Origin of the sequence: Streptomyces sp. NPDC090106 (assembly GCF_044747265.1) — a bacterium.
GTDB lineage: Bacteria > Actinomycetota > Actinomycetes > Streptomycetales > Streptomycetaceae > Streptomyces.
Genome location: NZ_JBIVDS010000008.1, coordinates 332,469 through 349,097 on the forward strand (window position 1 = coordinate 332,469; position 16,629 = coordinate 349,097).

At 71.9% G+C, this 16,629-nt stretch carries 17 protein-coding genes; 15 read left to right on the forward strand and 2 right to left on the reverse strand.

Going from position 1 to position 16,629, the window contains the following annotated elements; genetic code table 11:
* Positions 1-52: 52 nt before the first annotated feature.
* Together ACIPSE_RS26605 and ACIPSE_RS26610 are read left to right on the forward strand one after the other, a co-directional pair.
* A complete protein-coding gene (locus tag ACIPSE_RS26605; protein WP_401666760.1) occupies positions 53-823 on the forward strand; it encodes a MarR family winged helix-turn-helix transcriptional regulator in 771 nt (256 codons plus the stop codon).
* 72 nt (positions 824-895) lie between these two features.
* On the forward strand, positions 896-1,606 hold the full coding sequence (locus tag ACIPSE_RS26610; protein ID WP_401666763.1) for a response regulator transcription factor: 711 nt from the start codon (positions 896-898) through the stop codon (positions 1,604-1,606).
* Here ACIPSE_RS26610 and ACIPSE_RS26615 read toward each other — a convergent pair.
* Complete coding sequence (locus ACIPSE_RS26615; RefSeq protein ID WP_401666765.1) at positions 1,585-2,526, reverse strand: EamA family transporter; 942 nt, start codon at positions 2,524-2,526, stop codon at positions 1,585-1,587. The genes ACIPSE_RS26610 and ACIPSE_RS26615 overlap by 22 nt on opposite strands.
* 68 nt (positions 2,527-2,594) lie before the next feature.
* Between ACIPSE_RS26615 and ACIPSE_RS26620 the strand changes: the two genes are divergently transcribed.
* The 7 genes from ACIPSE_RS26620 to ACIPSE_RS26650 all read left to right on the forward strand — a co-directional run bounded on the left by ACIPSE_RS26620 (position 2,595) and on the right by ACIPSE_RS26650 (position 9,243).
* Positions 2,595-3,449, forward strand: coding sequence for a LysR family transcriptional regulator (locus tag ACIPSE_RS26620; protein WP_401666768.1), 855 nt, complete (start codon positions 2,595-2,597; stop codon positions 3,447-3,449).
* A gap of 160 nt (positions 3,450-3,609) precedes the next feature.
* The gene (locus ACIPSE_RS26625; protein WP_401666771.1) at positions 3,610-4,260 is read left to right on the forward strand and encodes a GntR family transcriptional regulator; all 651 of its coding nucleotides are present in this window, start codon (positions 3,610-3,612) and stop codon (positions 4,258-4,260) included.
* Between the two features lie 52 nt (positions 4,261-4,312).
* The gene (locus ACIPSE_RS26630; protein ID WP_401666773.1) at positions 4,313-5,062 is read left to right on the forward strand and encodes a PIG-L deacetylase family protein; all 750 of its coding nucleotides are present in this window, start codon (positions 4,313-4,315) and stop codon (positions 5,060-5,062) included.
* Positions 5,059-5,763, forward strand: coding sequence for a 4-carboxy-4-hydroxy-2-oxoadipate aldolase/oxaloacetate decarboxylase (locus ACIPSE_RS26635; protein WP_401666775.1), 705 nt, complete (start codon positions 5,059-5,061; stop codon positions 5,761-5,763). The genes ACIPSE_RS26630 and ACIPSE_RS26635 overlap by 4 nt, the downstream gene beginning before the upstream one ends.
* Positions 5,764-5,789: 26 nt before the next feature.
* The gene (locus ACIPSE_RS26640) at positions 5,790-6,848 is read left to right on the forward strand and encodes a 4-oxalomesaconate tautomerase (protein ID WP_401667267.1); all 1,059 of its coding nucleotides are present in this window, start codon (positions 5,790-5,792) and stop codon (positions 6,846-6,848) included.
* Positions 6,845-7,795: a catechol 2,3-dioxygenase gene (locus tag ACIPSE_RS26645; RefSeq protein WP_401666777.1), complete on the forward strand. Its 951-nt coding sequence runs from the start codon at positions 6,845-6,847 to the stop codon at positions 7,793-7,795. Before ACIPSE_RS26640 ends, ACIPSE_RS26645 begins: the two co-directional genes overlap by 4 nt.
* Positions 7,796-7,917: 122 nt before the next feature.
* Positions 7,918-9,243 (forward strand): MFS transporter, encoded by a 1,326-nt coding sequence (locus tag ACIPSE_RS26650; protein WP_401666780.1) that lies wholly within the window; start codon positions 7,918-7,920, stop codon positions 9,241-9,243.
* Between the two features lie 734 nt (positions 9,244-9,977).
* Here the strand turns inward: ACIPSE_RS26650 and ACIPSE_RS26655 are convergent.
* A complete protein-coding gene (locus ACIPSE_RS26655; protein ID WP_401666783.1) occupies positions 9,978-10,388 on the reverse strand; it encodes a cupin domain-containing protein in 411 nt (136 codons plus the stop codon).
* A 236-nt stretch (positions 10,389-10,624) separates the two neighbouring features.
* Here ACIPSE_RS26655 and ACIPSE_RS26660 point away from each other — a divergent pair, with 236 nt between their 5' ends.
* The 6 genes from ACIPSE_RS26660 to ACIPSE_RS26685 all read left to right on the forward strand — a co-directional run bounded on the left by ACIPSE_RS26660 (position 10,625) and on the right by ACIPSE_RS26685 (position 16,628).
* Positions 10,625-11,164, forward strand: coding sequence for a carboxymuconolactone decarboxylase family protein (locus tag ACIPSE_RS26660; RefSeq protein WP_401666785.1), 540 nt, complete (start codon positions 10,625-10,627; stop codon positions 11,162-11,164).
* Positions 11,161-12,648, forward strand: coding sequence for a sugar ABC transporter ATP-binding protein (locus ACIPSE_RS26665; protein ID WP_401666787.1), 1,488 nt, complete (start codon positions 11,161-11,163; stop codon positions 12,646-12,648). The genes ACIPSE_RS26660 and ACIPSE_RS26665 overlap by 4 nt, the downstream gene beginning before the upstream one ends.
* Positions 12,645-13,646 carry an ABC transporter permease gene (locus tag ACIPSE_RS26670; protein ID WP_401666790.1) on the forward strand — a complete coding sequence of 334 codons (1,002 nt, stop codon included), beginning with the start codon at positions 12,645-12,647 and terminating at the stop codon, positions 13,644-13,646. The genes ACIPSE_RS26665 and ACIPSE_RS26670 overlap by 4 nt, the downstream gene beginning before the upstream one ends.
* A gap of 43 nt (positions 13,647-13,689) precedes the next feature.
* Positions 13,690-14,640 carry a sugar ABC transporter substrate-binding protein gene (locus ACIPSE_RS26675; protein WP_401666792.1) on the forward strand — a complete coding sequence of 317 codons (951 nt, stop codon included), beginning with the start codon at positions 13,690-13,692 and terminating at the stop codon, positions 14,638-14,640.
* A gap of 16 nt (positions 14,641-14,656) precedes the next feature.
* Positions 14,657-15,568, forward strand: a complete 912-nt coding sequence (locus ACIPSE_RS26680) for a LysR family transcriptional regulator (RefSeq protein WP_401666795.1) — start codon at positions 14,657-14,659, stop codon at positions 15,566-15,568.
* A 142-nt stretch (positions 15,569-15,710) separates the two neighbouring features.
* The gene (locus ACIPSE_RS26685) at positions 15,711-16,628 is read left to right on the forward strand and encodes a VOC family protein (RefSeq protein ID WP_401666797.1); all 918 of its coding nucleotides are present in this window, start codon (positions 15,711-15,713) and stop codon (positions 16,626-16,628) included.
* Position 16,629: the final 1 nt, after the last annotated feature.

Consider the following 16,629-nt stretch of genomic DNA (forward strand, 5'->3'; position numbering starts at 1 on the left):
TCAAGCAAGGAATGGTCGATAGGCTGGCGCCCGGACCCGGGGAAGGGGCGCCGTGACAGCACGACCACCCGCGAGCGGGGCCGCCGCGGCTGTCGCCGGCATCGCGTGCGCGCCCGCCCGGAACGCCCGCCTCGCCGGCCGCCCCCGGCGGCACGAGCGGCTCATGTCGTGCGCGGAGCTGACCCCGGACCGGGCGTCCGTGGCGATCCTCCGGCGCATCGCCGAGAGCGAGCCGCCGCGCCCCGCAGGGCTCGCGGTCCGGCTCTCCGCGCAGGCTCCCCATGTCGCCCGCCGGACACGGCAGCCGGAGCGGTCCGGGCTCGTCGCGCAGACCGCCGCCCCGGACGACCGCCGCTCCCGGCTCACCGGCGCCGGTCTCTGCGCCGTCGCACGCGTCCGTGCGGCGATCGGACACGGTTTCGGACCGGCCCTCGGGGACCGGTCCGAGGAGGACCCGAGCCTGCTCGCCGCACTCGCCCGCCGACTCGTCGACGACTTCGTCCCCCACACCGGGACCTGGCTGCCCCCACGGCCGCCTCACGGCCCGGCGGTCCCGCTGCCGGTACGGCCATCCTGTGGTCCGGCGGTCCCGCTTCCTGTTTGGCCGCTGTACGGCCTGGCGGTCGGGCTTTCCGTTCGGCTGCCGTGCGGTCCGGCGGTTCCGCTTCTGGCGATGCCGCCTCACGGTCCGGCGGACTCGCTTCCTGTATGGCCGCCGGACGGCCTGGCGGACTCGCCTCCCGTCCGGCCGTCACCGCACGGCCCGGCGGACCCGATTCCCGTACCGCCGCCCCACGGTCCGCCGGACCCGGCTCCCGCCTGACGGACACTCAACTCCACGTCCCCGCAACCGATGTACGCCCCACGGCCTCGCCCCCCACACGATTGGCCCGCCATGTACGCGCACCTCATGGAGAAACCCGCCCCGCCGCGCGGCGCCGGACAGCGCCTCCTCGTCATCGCCGGCGACTGTGCGGAGACCGAACTGCTCACCACCACCCTGGAGTTGGCCGACTACCGCGTCCGCACCGCGCATACCGGCGCCGAGGGCATGGCGCGACTGGCCAGGTGCCCCTACGACCTGGTCGTCCTCGACGTCACCCTGCCCGACCTCGGGCAGCTCGCCCGGGGCCGCCGTATGGCACCCGCCGACCGGCCCCCGCTGCTCTACCTGGCCTCCTGCGACGCGCTGCACCGGCTGCTGCCCGAACTCGGCCTGGAAGGCGAGGACTACGTGATCAGGCCGGTGCGGGTGCCCGAGGTGCTCGCCCGGGTCCAGGTGCTGCTGCGCCGCCGTGCTCCTGAGCCGCGCCCCGGCGCCCTCGGCCGCGGCGGCCTGGTCCTGGACGACCTCACCTGCCGTGCCGTGCGCGGGCCCCGCGCGCTCGACCTGACGCCCGCCGAGTACCGGCTGCTGCGGCACCTGCTCGCCAACGCGGGGTGCGTGCTGTCGAAGGAGCAGATCAGCCGGCACGTGTGGGGTGAGTTCCGGGGGCATCAGGCCATCGAGAAGCTGGTGTCCCGGCTGCGGCACAAGGTCGACCGGGAGGAACCCGCGCTCATCCACACCCGGCGCGGGTTCGGCTACTGGCTCGGCGCCTGCTGACGGGTGGTGCGGGCGGACGTCAGGATGCCGATCGCGTTGGCCGCGACGACCGCCGCGATGCCCGCCCACTCCGGCCCGCCGAGCCCCTGTCCGAGGACGGCCAGGCCGACGAGCGCGGCGAGCACCGGATTGACGCTCATGAACAGCCCGAACACCGGCGCCGGGACGCTCCGCAGGGTGAACAGGTCGGCGAGGTAGGGAACCGCCGAGGACAGCACCCCGGCCGTCACCGCGCAGCCCACCGCGGCGAGCGTCGGCGGACGGTGCACGGCGACCACGATGCCGACCGGCAGGAACATCAGGGCGGACACCCCGGCCGCCGCGGCCGAGCCCTGCGCCCCCGGGATACGGTGGCCGACCGTGCGGTTGAGCAGGATGTACGCCGCCCAGCAGGCCGCGGCGAGCAGCCCGAGCCCCATGCCCAGGTAGTCCGCCGAGGGGCGCGGGCGCATCAGCGTCACGACCCCCGCGAGCGCGAGCAGCGCGCAGCACGCGTCCACCCGGCGCCGGGAGGCGGCGAGGGCGATGGCCAGCGGGCCGAGGAACTCCAGTGTCACCGCGAGGCCCAGGCCCACCCGGTCGACGGCGGTGTACAGCGACAGGTTCATCGTCCCGAACACCGCGGCCAGCGCCAGCACCGGCCACCACTGCCGCCAGGTGAACGACCGCAGCCGGGGCCGTCCCACCGCGAACAGCACGGCGGCGGCGACGTACTGCCGTACGGCCACCACCCCCACCGGACCGATGACGGGGAACGCGAGCGAACCGACCGCGGCGCCGAACTGGTTCGACAGTCCGCTGCCGAGCATCGTGGCCACCCCGGCGATCCGCACCCGGGACGCGGCGACGGGCGGGAGGGGGACGGCGGGGGTGAGGGGGACGGCGGGGCGTGCTGCGGGGCGTGCGGAGGCTCCTGGCATGAGCCGATCCTGGGCCCGGTCCGTACATGTGCAAAATGCATGGGACGCGCGATCTATACGCTGGAGTCATGGCTGTGGACCTCAGACAGTTGCGCTGTCTCGTCGCGATCGTCGACGAGGGCACCTTCACGGATGCCGCGCTGTCCCTCGGTGTCTCCCAGGCCGCCGTCTCCCGCACCCTCGCCTCCCTCGAACAGGCCCTGGGCGTCAGGCTGCTGCGGCGGACCTCGCGCGAGGTCACCCCGACCGTGACGGGCCTCAGGACCGTCGCGCACGCCCGGCGGGTCCTGGCCGAGGTGGACGACCTGGTGCGGGACGCCACCTCCGGACACGCCCATCTGCGGATCGGGTACGCCTGGTCGGCGCTGGGCCGGCACACCCTGGCCTTCCAGCGCCGGTGGGGGAGCGAGCACCCCGGGACCGATCTGCACCTCGTGCGCGTCAACTCGGCGACGGCCGGGCTCGCGGAGGGCGCCTGCGATCTGGCCGTCGTACGCCGCGCGCCCGCCGACCGGCGGTTCGAGTCGGTCATCGTCGGGCTGGAGCGGCGGCTGTGCGCGATGGCCGCCGACGATCCGCTGGCCCGGCGGCGCTCGGTGCGCATGGCGGATCTGGCGGGGCGGACGATCCTGGTGGACCGCCGTACCGGCACCACCACCGAGGACCTGTGGCCGCCCGAGGCGCGGCCCGCGCTGGAGGAGACGCACGACGTCGACGACTGGCTGAACGTGATCTCCACCGGCCGGTGCCTGGGGACGACGGCCGAGTCCACCGCCAACCAGTACCCGAGGCCGGGTGTGGTCTACCGGCCGCTGCGCGACGGCGAGCCGATCGCCGTGCGCCTCGCGTGGTGGCGCGACGACCCGCACCCCGCGACCCAGGCCGTGCTGGAACTCCTCACGGCGCTGTACCGCGAGGAGTGACCTCCGTCCCCGGTCCTTGGTCCCCGGTCCTCGGTCCCCGGGCCATCGCGAGCGGCGATCCCAGGCATCGGGAACACCCCGCAATACGGCAGACAAAATTGTTGACAATGTTGTCGGGCTAGATTTACGTTCGACAGGCACTCACTCAGGGAGGGCAACGATGCCGAAGGAAGCCCGTCCGGGCACCGGAGAGCAGGCCAAGCAGCATGCGCTCGCGCAGTTGCGGCAGGCGATCCTGCACGGCGAGATGGCACCGGCGCAGCGGCTGGTGGAGAACGAACTCGCCGAGCAGTTCGGTGTGACGCGGGCCAGCATCCGCGCGGCACTCATCGATCTGGAGGCCCAGGGCCTCGTCGAGCGCATCCGCAACCGGGGTTCCCGGGTGCGGGTGGTGACCGTCGAGGAGGCGGTCGCCATCACCGAGTGCCGGATGGCCCTCGAAGGGCTCTGCGCGGCCAAGGCCGCCGTCGCCGCCAGCGACGAGCAGCTCGCCGAACTCACCGAGCTGGGCACGGCGATGACCAAGGCCGTGGCCGACGGCGAGCCGGTGACCTACTCGGAGCTCAACCAGGCGCTGCACGCCCGGGTCCGCGAGTACTCCGGCCAGCAGACCGCCGTGGACCTGCTGGAGCGGCTCAACGCCCAACTGGTGCGGCACCGCTTCCAGTTGGCGCTGCGACCGGGTCGTCCGCAGCACTCCCTGAACGAGCATCTGGCGATGATCGAGGCGATCAGGGCCAGGGACCCGCAGGCGGCCGAGGCGGCCGTCCGCGCCCACCTCACCAGTGTGATCGCGGCGCTGCGCGACTGAGCCGTGTGCCGGTCGGGGCGGGCGCTCACCTGTCAGCAAGGAGATCCCAGCAATGACCGAGGCCAACGCGCCCGCCGACCCACGCTCCACCCTTGTGATCACCGCGCACGCCGGCGACTTCGTGTGGCGCGCGGGCGGTGCCATCGCCCTGGCCGCCGCGCGCGGCGAGAAGGTGACCATCGCCTGTCTCACCTTCGGTGAGCGCGGTGAGTCCGCGAAGGCGTGGCGCGAGGGCAAGGGCCTGGAGGAGATCAAGGAGATCCGCCGGGCCGAGGCCGAGCGCGCCGCCGCCGTCCTCGGTGCCGAGGTGCGCTTCTTCGACGCCGGGGACTACCCCCTCCTGGCCACCCCCGAGCTGACCGACCGGCTCGTGGAGGTCTACCGCGACACCCAGCCCGACGTGGTCCTCACCCACCCCGTCGAGGACCCCTACAACGGCGACCACCCGGCCGCCAACCGGATGGCGCTGGAGGCCCGCATCCTCGCGCAGGCCATCGGCTACCCCGGCGAGGGCGACATCATCGGCGCCCCGCCCGTCTTCTACTTCGAGCCGCACCAGCCCGAGATGAGCGGCTTCCGGCCCGAGGTCCTGCTGGACATCACCGAGGTGTGGGACACCAAGCGCAAGGCCATGGAGTGCCTGGGCGCCCAGCAGCACCTGTGGGCGTACTACACCGACCTCGCCGTGCGCCGGGGCGTCCAGCTCAAGCGCAACGCGGGCCCGAACCTCGGCCTCGCGCACACCACGATGGCGGAGGCGTTCATGCGCCCCTTCCCGCAGATCGCCAAGGAGCTCGCATGAGCGGCGTGATCGTCACCGGCCCCCCGAAGGCCGCCCTGGCCGACGTCGACGCGCTCGCCGCGTTCGGGGTCGCCACCGTCAGCGAGGCCATGGGCCGAACAGGCCTGCTCGGCCCGGAGATCCGCCCCGTCCAGCAGGGCGTACGCGTCGCGGGGACGGCCGTCACCGTGCTCGGCTGGCCCGGCGACAACCTCATGATCCACGCGGCCGTGGAGCAGTGCGGCGAGGGCGACATCCTCGTCGTCACCACCACCTCCCCCTGCACGGACGGTCTGTTCGGCGAACTGTTCGCCACCGCCCTCCATCAGCGCGGCGTCCGCGGCGTCGTGCTCGGCACCGGCATCCGCGACACCCAGGAGCTGCGCGACATGGGCTTCGCCGCCTGGTCCCGCGCCGTCTCCTCCCAGGGCACCGTCAAGGCCACCGGCGGCTCGGTCAACGTGCCCGTCGTCCTCGACGGCCAGGTGATCCGCCCCGGCGACGTGATCCTCGCCGACGACGACGGTGTCGTGGTCGTCCCGCGCGAGTCGGCCGCGGAGACCGCCGAGCGCTCGGCCGCCCGCGAGGCCAAGGAGGCCGCCACCCGCGCCGCGTTCCTCGACGGCCAACTCGGCCTGGACCGCTACGGGTTGCGGGAGAAGCTCAAGGAACTCGGCGTGCGCTACCAGTCGTACGACGCGTACGAACGGGAGCGGCCGTGACGGCCGGCGGGGTGCCCTGCCTCCTCATGCGGGGCGGCACCTCCAAGGGCGCCTACTTCCTCGCCGCCGACCTGCCCGCCCAACCCGCCGCGCGTGACGGCCTGTTGCTGCGGATCATGGGCAGCCCGGACGTCCGCCAGATCGACGGGCTCGGCGGCGCGCACCCGCTCACCAGCAAGGTCGCCGTCGTCTCGCCCTCCGCCGACCCGCGGGCGGACGTCGACTACCTCTTCCTCCAGGTCGCCGTCGACGAGGCGGAGGTGAGCGACCGTCAGAACTGCGGGAACATCCTCGCCGGCGTCGGCCCGTTCGCCGTCGAGCGCGGACTGGTGACGGCCGGACAGGAGCGGACCTCCGTCCGGATCCGCATGGTCAACACCGGCGACCTGGCGACCGCCACGTTCCCCACCCCGGGCGGACGCGTCGACTACGACGGCGACGCCGAGATCTCGGGCGTCCCCGGGACGGCCGCGCCCGTGGTGATCGAGTTCCCGCCGGGCGAGCACCCCCTGCTGCCCACCGGGCGGGCCCGCGACGACATCGACGGCGTCCAGGTGACCTGCGTGGACAACGGCATGCCGACCGTCCTGATCGCGGCCACCTCCCTCAAGGTCACCGGGTACGAGTCCCCCCGGGATCTGGAGGAGGACCAGGTGCTCGCCGACCGGCTGCGCGCCGTCCGCCTCGCGGCGGGCCGGCTGATGGGGCTCGGGGACGTGTCCGGCACGACCGTCCCCAAGCTCACGCTCCTCGCGCCGCCCCGGAACGGGGGAGCGGTCAGCACCCGCACCTTCATCCCCGTGCGCTGTCACACCTCGATCGGCGTCCTCGGCGCGGCCAGTGTCGCCGCGGGTCTGCGGATCGACGGCGGCGTGGGCGCGGACCTCGCCCGCCTCGACCCCGGCGGCGACCGGGTCCGGATCGAACACCCCACCGGATTCCTCGACATCGAGAGCGCCCTCGGCACCACGTCCGGCGGACTGCCCTCGGCGCGCCGCACCGCCGTGGTGCGCACGGCCCGCAAGATCCTCGACGGCACCGTCTTCCCCCGGCCCGCCGCACGACCCCTAGGAGGTCACCGATGACTCCGCCGCTCGGCGACATCGCCCACATCGGCCACGCCCAGCTGTTCACCCCGGACCTGGACGCCAGCGTCGCCTTCTTCACCGACTACCTGGGCCTCACGGTCAACGGGCAGGACGGCGACACCGTCTATCTGCGCACCTTCGACGACTACGAGCACCACAGTCTCGTCCTCACCGCCCGCGCGCAGCCCGGCCTCGGCCGGCTCGCCCTGCGCACCTCGAGCGAGGAGGCCCTGCACCGCCGGATCGAGGCCGTCGAGGCGGCGGGCGGCACCGGCAAGTGGGTCGAGGACGAACCCGGGCTCGGCCCGCTCTACGTCACCACCGACCCCGACGGCCATGAACACGCCCTGTACTGGGAGAGCGAGCACTACCGGGCGCCCGAGGAGCTCAGGCCCGCGCTGAAGAACCAGCCGCAGGCCAAGCCCAACCGGGGCGTCGGCGTACGCAGGCTGGACCACGTCAACTTCCTCGCCTCCGACGTCCTCGCCAACGCCGAGTTCCAGCAACAGGTCCTCGGCGCCCGCGCCACCGAGCAGATCCGGCTCGACTCCGGCCGCATCGCGGCCCGTTGGCTGACCTTCACCGCCAAGTCGTACGACGTCGTCTACACCGAGGACTGGACCGGGACCTCGGGGCGGCTGCACCACATCGCCTTCGCGACCGACACCCGCGAGGACATCCTGCGCGCCGCCGATCTCGCCATCGACAGCGGTGTGTTCATCGAGACCGGCCCCCACAAGCACGCGATCCAGCAGACGTTCTTCCTCTACGTCTACGAACCCGGCGGCAACCGGATCGAGTTGTGCAACCCGCTCACCCGCCTGGTGCTGGCGCCCGACTGGCCGCTGATCACCTGGACCGAGGAGGAGCGCAAGAAGGGGCAGGCCTGGGGGCTGAAGACCATCCAGTCGTTCCACACGCACGGGACGCCACCGGTGGCCTGACCTGCGGAGCAGACGCGTGGAGCCGTCCGCCAAAACTGTCGATGAGATTGTTGACAAAAACGTTGACTGTTGGCGGGCGGCTCCTTAGCGTCTAGCGCACCAAGTACGAGAGGTAACCAACGATGTCTTCCTCCCCCTCCTCCGCTCGCGGCAGCAGACTGGCGTTCCTGGTCGTCGGACTGTGCTGGCTGGCCGTGCTCTTCGACGGCCTGGACATGTTCATCTACGGCTCGGTGCTGCCCCACCTGCTGGCCACCAAGACCTTCGGCATCACCCCCGACCAGGCCGGCGACCTCGGCTCCTACGCCACCTTCGGCATGCTGGTCGGCGCGCTGACCGCCGGCACCGTCGCCGACCGGATCGGCCGCAAGAAGCTGATGGTCGGCTGTGTGACCCTCTTCTCGCTGGCCTCCGGGGTCTGCGCCCTCGCGGACAGCCTCGCGGTCTTCGGCCTCGGCCGGACCCTCGCGGGCGTCGGCCTCGGCGGTCTGCTGCCCACCGCGATCAGCATGGTCTCCGACTACGCCCCGCGCGGCCGGGGCGCGATCATCATCGGCGTGCTGATGACCGCCCACCACGCGGGCGGCATCCTCTCCGCCTTCGTCGCCCAGTGGCTGGTCGAGCCGGTCGGCTGGCGGGCCGCCTTCTGGGTCTGCGTGCTGCCGCTGCTGTTCGCCCCGGTGCTCGCCAAGTACCTGCCCGAGTCGCTCAGCTTCCTCGTCGCCAAGGGCCGCGCCGAGGAGGCCGCGGCGCTCGCCGAGAAGTACGACGTGGACGTGCCCGCCGCCAAGACCGGCAAGAAGTCCGCCGCCGACCGCTTCGACGCGCTCGCCGGTCTGTTCCGCGACGGCCGCTGGATCCAGACCCTCCTGTACTGGCTGGCCTCCTTCGGCGGACTGCTCCTCGTCTACGGCGTCGCCACCTGGCTGCCCACCCTCATGCGCGCCGAGGGCTACGAACTCGCCTCCGCGCTCGCCTTCGTGGTCGTCTTCAACCTCGGCGGCATCGTGGGCATGCTGGTCGCGGGCCGGGCCGCCGACCGGTTCGGCGCGCCGCGCATCTCGGCCATCTGGTTCGCGCTGACCGCGGCGGGCGTCTTCCTGCTCAGCGTCCACATGCCGATGAGCGTGACGATGGTCGTCGTCTTCCTCACCGGCGTCTTCCTCAACAGCGCCCAGACCATGATCTACGCGACCGTCTCCATCGCCTCCGAGCCCGCCAACCGCGCCACCGCCGTCGGCTGGACCTCCGGCATGGGCCGTTTCGGCGCCGTCTTCGGCCCCTGGCTCGGCGGCCAGCTGCTCGCCGCGGGCAACGGCGACTTCGGCTTCACCGCCTTCGCCCTCGCGGGCCTGTCGTCGATGGTCTTCATCGGCATCGCGGCCCTGCGCAGCGCCAGGCAGGGCACCCTCAAGGGCGCGGACCAGGAACTGGTGGGCACCCACTGACCCACCCCGCCCCGAGGGGGAACGGACCGAGGCCGGCCATCGCGAGTGTCAGGGGCGATGGCCGGCCTCAGCCGTGCGGGAGGCCCGCGACGGGGCGGTGGGCCGCGACAGGGCGGTGGGCCGCGACGGGGCGGGGAGAGGCGACGGGGCGGGGAGAGGTGACGGGGCTTGGGGGGCGACAGGGCCGGGGGCGGCGATGGGGCCGGGGGCCGGATGTGGGCCTGGGGCCGCGCCGACGACGGCACGGGGGCGGCGACGTGGCCGACAGCGAAGCGACCGGGGCCGGGGGCGGACCACGGCGTGGGCCGGGGCCGACGGCGACGAGGCTGGGCCGGGGCCGACCACGGGCCGGGGCGCCCATGGGTCCCGGGCGGCGGTGGGCGGCGAAGGGGCCGGGAGGGGTGAGGGCCATGGGGTCGTTGCCGGAAGGCGCCTCAAGCCGGGAGGGGCGGGGGTGAGGAGACACGGCTCCACACCGGTGTCCCGGACCCTCTCCCCGCAGGCCGTGACCGGCGGCCTCGCGCCCGTGTCCGCCGCGAGGCGCCGTGGATGCCGGATGCCGGTCCCTGGACGGGTGCGGTGCCGTGCTGTCGGCCGTCCGGTGTGAACGGGCCTGACGCGTGCGCCGGTTGGAGCGGGCCGGCCGGTCCGGCCCGTCGCGCGGGGCCGGCGCCGGCGGCTCAGGCCGTCCGAGGCGGCGCCCGACGCCACAGCGTCCGCAGGGGAGTCGGCGGTCAGTCCCGGCCCATCTGGTCCTCGGCCGAAAGGTGTTCCACCGTTCGGCCCGTCTCGGTGAACGTGCGGGTGACGTGGCCCGAGGAGTAGACCCACAGGATCCTCAGCGGCGTGCTGCCGATGTTGCGGAACAGATGAGGGATCGGCGAGGGGATGTACGTGGTGTCGTAGCGCTCCAGCCTCGTCACCACGCCGTCGACCCAGACCTCCGCCTCGCCGTCCAGGACCGTCACGTGCTCGTCGCAGTTGTGCGAGTGCAGCGGGGCGCCGGAACCGACCGGATAGACGCTCATTCCGCTGGTGATGCGGTTCTCCCCGTCCGCGGACGGCGTGGTGATGAGGGGTGTCGTCACCACGGCCCCGCCCCGGTCTAGCAGGGGCACGGACGCGGCCTTGATGATCGTGGTCATCGGGGAAGTCCCTTTCCGTTCACGGGTGATGCGTCGCACGACGTTAGGTCGCGCGCCCGTCCGGGGGTGCCCTCCGGCGTGCAGTTTTACCTTGCATTCCGCAGGGGGTGAGCTTCCCGGACCCGGCTGTACGGTCGGCTGGCATCGCACGGGTTTCCCGTTGCTTCACAGAAACGTGCCGGAAAGAAAAGGCAGGTATCGGCCAGATGAGGCTCCCCGTTCTCAACGAAGAGGAAATGGATCCGCGCCAGCAGGAGCTGGCCGCCCGGATCGCCGGGCGCCGCGGAGCCGTCCGCGGCCCCTTCCGGGTCTGGCTGCACAGCCCCGAGATGTGCGAACGGGCCGAGTCGCTGGGCGCGTTCGCCCGGTTCGACTGCTCCCTGCCGAGGCATCTGCGCGAACTGACGCTGCTGATGGCGGCCCGCAACTGGGACGCCCAGTACTCCTGGAACGCGCACGTCGACCAGGCGATCGAGGCCGGCGTTCCGGAGGCCGCCGTCAAGGCCGTCGCCGAGCGGAGGCCCGCGGTCTTCGAGGACGACGCGGACCAAACCTTCTACCAGTTCTGCCGGGAGGTCCTGGAGGACCACTTCGTCAGCGACGAGACGTTCGCCGACGCCCTGGAGCACTTCGGCGCCAAGGGCCTCGTCGACACGATCGGCGCACTCGGCAACTTCACCATGCTCGGCATGTGCCTCAACACCTTCCAGGTCGACCTCCAGGCCGGCAAGGAACCCCCCTTCCCGGACATCCGCGGCCACGGACGCGTGCGGTGACCCCGGTCCTGCGCGTCCGGGGCGTCACCAAGAGCTTCGGCGGGGCCGCCGCGCTCAAGGGCGTCGACCTCGATCTGCGTCCCGGGGAGATCCACGCCCTGATGGGCATGAACGGCGCCGGGAAGTCGACCCTCGTCCAGATCCTCTCCGGCGTCCACCAGCCCGACAGCGGCACCATCGAGGTCGACGGCCACACCCAGCACGCGCTGACCGTGCGCCGCGCCCGCCGCCTCGGCATCGCCTCCGTGCCCCAGCGCCGCGAACTGGCGACAGGGCTGACCGTCGCCGAGAACATCATGCTCGGCGACCTGCCCACCCGGCGCGGCGCCGTCCGCTGGACAGCCGTCCGGGACGAGGCCCGCCGGGCCCTGACCGGGCTCGGCATCGACATCGACGTGACCCGCACCGCCGGCTCGCTGACCGTCGCCGAGCAGACCATGGTCGAGGTGGCGCGCGAGGTCAGGCGCGGCGGACGCATCCTCGTCCTGGACGAGCCGACCGCCTGCCTCAGCGCCAAGGACGCCGACCGGATACGGGAGTTGGTGCGGACCCTGCGCGACGACGGGGTCGCCGTCGTCTACATCTCCCACTACATCGACGAGGTTCTCGCGGTCGCCGACCGGCTCACCGTCCTGCGCGACGGAGCCGTCGTGGCCGGCGCCGAGGCGAAGGACACGGACCGGGCCGCCCTGGTGCGCGCCATGGTCGGCCGGGACGTCGTCTCCATCCGGCCCGAACGCCCCGCCCCCAAGTCCGAGATCGGGCTCGGCGTGCACGGCCTCAGCCACGGCCACGCCGTCCGTGACTTCGGCGTCGAGGTCAGGAAGGGCGAGATCGTCGCCGTCCTCGGCCCCGCGGGCGACGCCCAGTCACGCCTGTTCGACCTGCTCTCCGGCCGAAGGCGGCCCGACCGCGGCGAACTGACCGTGGACGGCGGGCCCGTGCCGTTCGGCAGGGTCTCCGCCTCGCTGCGCAGCGGACTGCGCTGCGTCACCGGCGACCGCCGCACCCTCGGCCTGGTCCCCGCGCTCAGCGTCGACGAGAACCTGATGCTGGCCGACGACCGCTTCACCCGCCGCCGACTGCATCTGCGCACCGCGCTCGCCCGCCGCGCCGCCCCGCTGCGCCGCGCCTACGGGGTGCGCGCCCTCACCGGTAACCCGCCGGTGGGCGCGCTGTCCGGCGGCAACCAGCAGAAGGTGCTGCTCGGCAAGTGGCTGGACACCGAGCCGGTCGCCTGCTTCCTGGAGGACCCGACCAACGGGGTGGACGTCGCCGCCATGGCCGACATCCACGCGCTGCTCGACGACCTCGCCTCGCGCGGAGTGGCCGTGCTGCTCGCCTCCTCCTCGGCCGAGGAGGTCATGCGGCTCGCCGACCGGGTCGTCGTCGTCAGCGCCGGCCGCACGGTCGCCGAGTACGACATCACCGCCGTCACCCGCGACGAACTCGTCGCCACCGCCCTCGGAGGACAACCCCAGTGAGCGTGAAGACAGTTGCCGAGGCCGGTCCGGAAACCGGCTCCGCACCCCGCCGGCCCGCGTTCTCGATCCGGGGCGTGCCGCACTCCGGTCTCCTCGCGGTCCTCGTCGTCGTGGTGGTGGCCACCGCCCTGCGGACCGACACCTTCACCACCGACACCAACCTCGTCAACATCCTCCGCCAGGTCAGCATCAACGCGGTCATCGCCGCCGGGCTCACCCTGCTGATGACCGCGGGCGGCATGGACTTCTCCATGGGCAGCGTGGTCGTCGTCACCGCCGCCGTCGGGGCGCAGATGCTCTCGCACGGCTGGCCCACCTGGACCGCGGTCCTCGCCGTGCTCGTCCTCGGCACCCTCATCGGCCTGGTCAACGGGGTGGTGGCGACCTTCACCACGGTCGCGCCCTTCGTGATCACCCTGGCCACCGCCACCCTCCTCGACGGGGTCTGCCTGCTCGTCCTGAACGGTCAGACGGTCTCCATCGGCACCAGGATGTTCGCGCTCGGCAACGAGAAGATCGCCGGGGTGCCGTATCTGCTGATCGTGGCCGTCCTCGTGATGGCGGCGACGGCCCTGGTCATGCGGTTCACGGTGTTCGGCCGCGACGCCTACGCGATCGGCGGCAACGAGCACGTCGCCCGGCTCAGCGGCATCGACGTCGCCGCCCGCAAACTCAGCCTGTACGCCACGACCGGCGCCCTCGCCGGCCTCGCGGGCCTCATGACGCTGTCCCGCCTCGGCTCCAGCAGCCCCGGTGCGGGCGGACTCTCCATCCAGCTCACCGCCGTCGCCGCGGTCGTCATCGGCGGTACGTCGCTGGCGGGCGGGCACGGCACGATCCTCGGCACCGCTCTCGGGGTGATCCTCCTCGGCGTGGTCGCCAACGCCCTCAACCTCGTGCAGATATCGACCAATTGGCAGCCCGTCTCGGTCGGCGCGGTACTCCTCGTCGCCGCCATCGCCAACGAGGTGCAGAAGTCCCGCTCGACAAGGGACTGAACTCCCTTCTTTTTCAAGAGACTTGCAATGAAAGGCGTTCCCCATGAGAAACGGCACGCGGTCCCGTCATGCCCTTTTCGCCGCTGTCGCGACCGGCACGCTGGTGCTCGCCGGATGCGGCACCGGCGACGACACCGGCAGTTCGAAGGAACTCTCCCTCGGCTTCGTCAACGGCGGTGACACGCACTTCCATTCGTGTCTCCAGGAAGCCGTCCAGCAGACGGCCAAGACGGAGGGAGCGCGGGTCTACACCGCCAACTCCCACCAGAACGCCGGGACCGAACTGTCCAACATCGAGGACATGATCTCCCGCAACGTCAGCGCCCTGATCGTGCAGACGGTCAACGTCGACGCGCTGAAGGGCGACATAGCCAAGGCGAAGGCCTCCGGCATCCCCATCTATCTGACCTCCGTGGCCACCAGCGACGTCGACGACATCCTCGGCGCGGCCGTCGTCGACCTGAAGAAGGTCGGCGCGATGGACGCCGGCTGGGTCGAGCAGGACGCGGCGGGCGCGAAGGTGGACGTCGGCATCGTCGCGGGCGCCCCGGGTGCCGCCTCCGAGCTGCTGGTCGGCGGGTTCCAGGACGCGCTGCCGGCCAACGCGAAGGTCGTCGCCAACCAGCCCGGGATGTTCAACCCGGCCAAGGCGCAGGAGGTCGCGGAGAACATGATCCAGGCCCATCCCGACCTCGACTACGCCTTCGTCGCCAACGAGGAGATGGCCTTCGCCGTCCGCAAGGCCTTCGACGCGGCCGGCGCGAAGGACGTCAGGATCGTCACCGTCAACGGCACCGAGGACGGCATTGCGGCCGTGAAGGCGGGAACGATCTCGGCCACCGTGGCGAACTCCGCGCTCACCATCGGGCAGACCGCGGTGAAGAACACGGTCGGACTTCTCGGCGACAAGAAGGTTGACAAGATTGCCGACATTCCTCTTGTGTTGGTGACCAAGGAAAACGCCGACGACGCGCCCCAGTACTGCCCGAAGTAGGCGGGCCGGAGGACACATGGATCGCTTGCTCCTGATGCACAGCTTCGTCACCGTCGCGCAGGTCGGCAGTTTCAGCGGAGCGGCCAAGAAACTCGGCTCGTCCGGTTCGCTCGTGTCACGGCACGTCGCGGAACTGGAACGCCAGGTCGGCGTGCGCCTGGTCAATCGCACGGCCCGCTCGGTGAGCCTCACCGAGCCCGGCCAGCGGTACGCCGAATTCTCCGCCCGCATTCTTTCGGAGATCGACGCCGAGGACGCCGGAATAGCCCAGTCGCACGACCGCGCCGAGGGAACACTCAGCGTGATCTGCCCGAAATGGATAGGCAGTCTGGATCTCGGGGACGCGATAGCGGCGTTCTCCGCGGCACACCCCAAGATCCAGATCCGTTTCGAACTCGGCGGAATGTCCGACCGGACCTACGACTTCCTCGACGGCGGATTCGACGTCGCTTTCCACACCAGGGATCTGCGGGACTCCAGTGTCCGGCTCAAGAAGATCGCCTCGCTGCCGTTCGTGCTGTGCGCCGCCAAGGAGCACACCGAACGGCACGGCGCCCTCACCCACCCCAACGACCTCGCCGGCCATGACTGCCTGGTCCATGTGAACGACCCGGTCTGGCGGATCGGGCACGGCCACGCGAGCACCCTGCACAAGATCCGCAACATCGCCTTCCTGTCGAACTCCTACCTTGCGCTCCAGAAGGCCGCCGTGCACGGACGCGGCATCGCCCTGCTGCCCCAGCGCCCCGCCTACGACGACCTCGTCTCCGGCGCGCTCCAGGTCCTGCTGCCCGAACTGGCCGTACCGGACCGCCCGCTGTACGCCATCTACGGCCCGGGCCAGGGCACCCCGCGCAAGATCAGCGTGTTCCTGGATTTCCTCACCGACTGGTTCTCCCGGAACCCCATTCCGGTGATCGGGTCATGACCGATTCCCGTGATCGGCTCATGACCGCCCCCTGAGGCCCGGCAGCCGCAAACAAGGCTTGCGCATCGCGCAGGGCCCGCTCCATTGAGCCCTTGGCCTGCGGATACCTACGCTCGCAGACGACCCGCGAAAAGAGGAATCCATGGGAATCCTGAGGATCGAATCGGCCGTGTACGGCATCGACGACCTCGACGTATGCACCCGCTTCTTCGACGACTTCGGGCTGTTCCCGCTCCAGCGGACCGACGAGCACGCCGTCTTCGAGACGCTCACCGGCCAGACCCTCCACCTCGACACCGTGCCGGGACGCCTGCTCCCGCCCCCGGTGGAAGCGGGCCCGACCCTGCGCGAGGTGGTGTGGGGCGTCGACACCCCCGAGGAACTGGACCGGCTGGTGGCCGCCGTCGCCAAGGACCGCGAGGTCCGCGAGAGCGCCGACGGCGTCCACCACACCGTCGACGAGACCGGCTTCGGCGTCGGCCTGACCCTGGCCCGCCCCAGGCCCGCGCCCGTCGCTCCGCGCCCCGCCAACACGCTCGGCACCGTCAACCGCTGGAACACCGCCCTCGAACCCATCGCGCGGGTCCGCCCCCTGCGCATGTGCCATGTCGCCCTCAACATCACCCAGTCCGGCAAGGACGAGGCCGTCGCCTTCTACACCGGACGCCTCGGCTTCCGGCCCACCGACGTGGTCGAACCCATGGGCGTCTTCCTCCAGGCCCCCGGCGACGACGACCAGCACACCATGCTGCTCTGCCACCGCCCCGACAAGGCCGGGATCAACCACATCGCCTACGAGGTGCCCGGCTTCGACGACGTCGTCGAGGGCGGCAACCACATGATCGACCGCGGCTGGCGCGAGGCCCGCAGACTCGGCCGGCACACCATCGGCTCCAACGTCTTCCGCTTCCTGCACGCCCCCTGCGGCGGACGCGTCGAGTACGCCGCCGACATGGACCGCGCCGACGACGGCTACGAGACCCGTGTCCACGCCACCACCCCGCCGCACCACATCTGGGCCCTGCGCACCAACCGCGACATGGACGCCCCGGCCTCCTGAA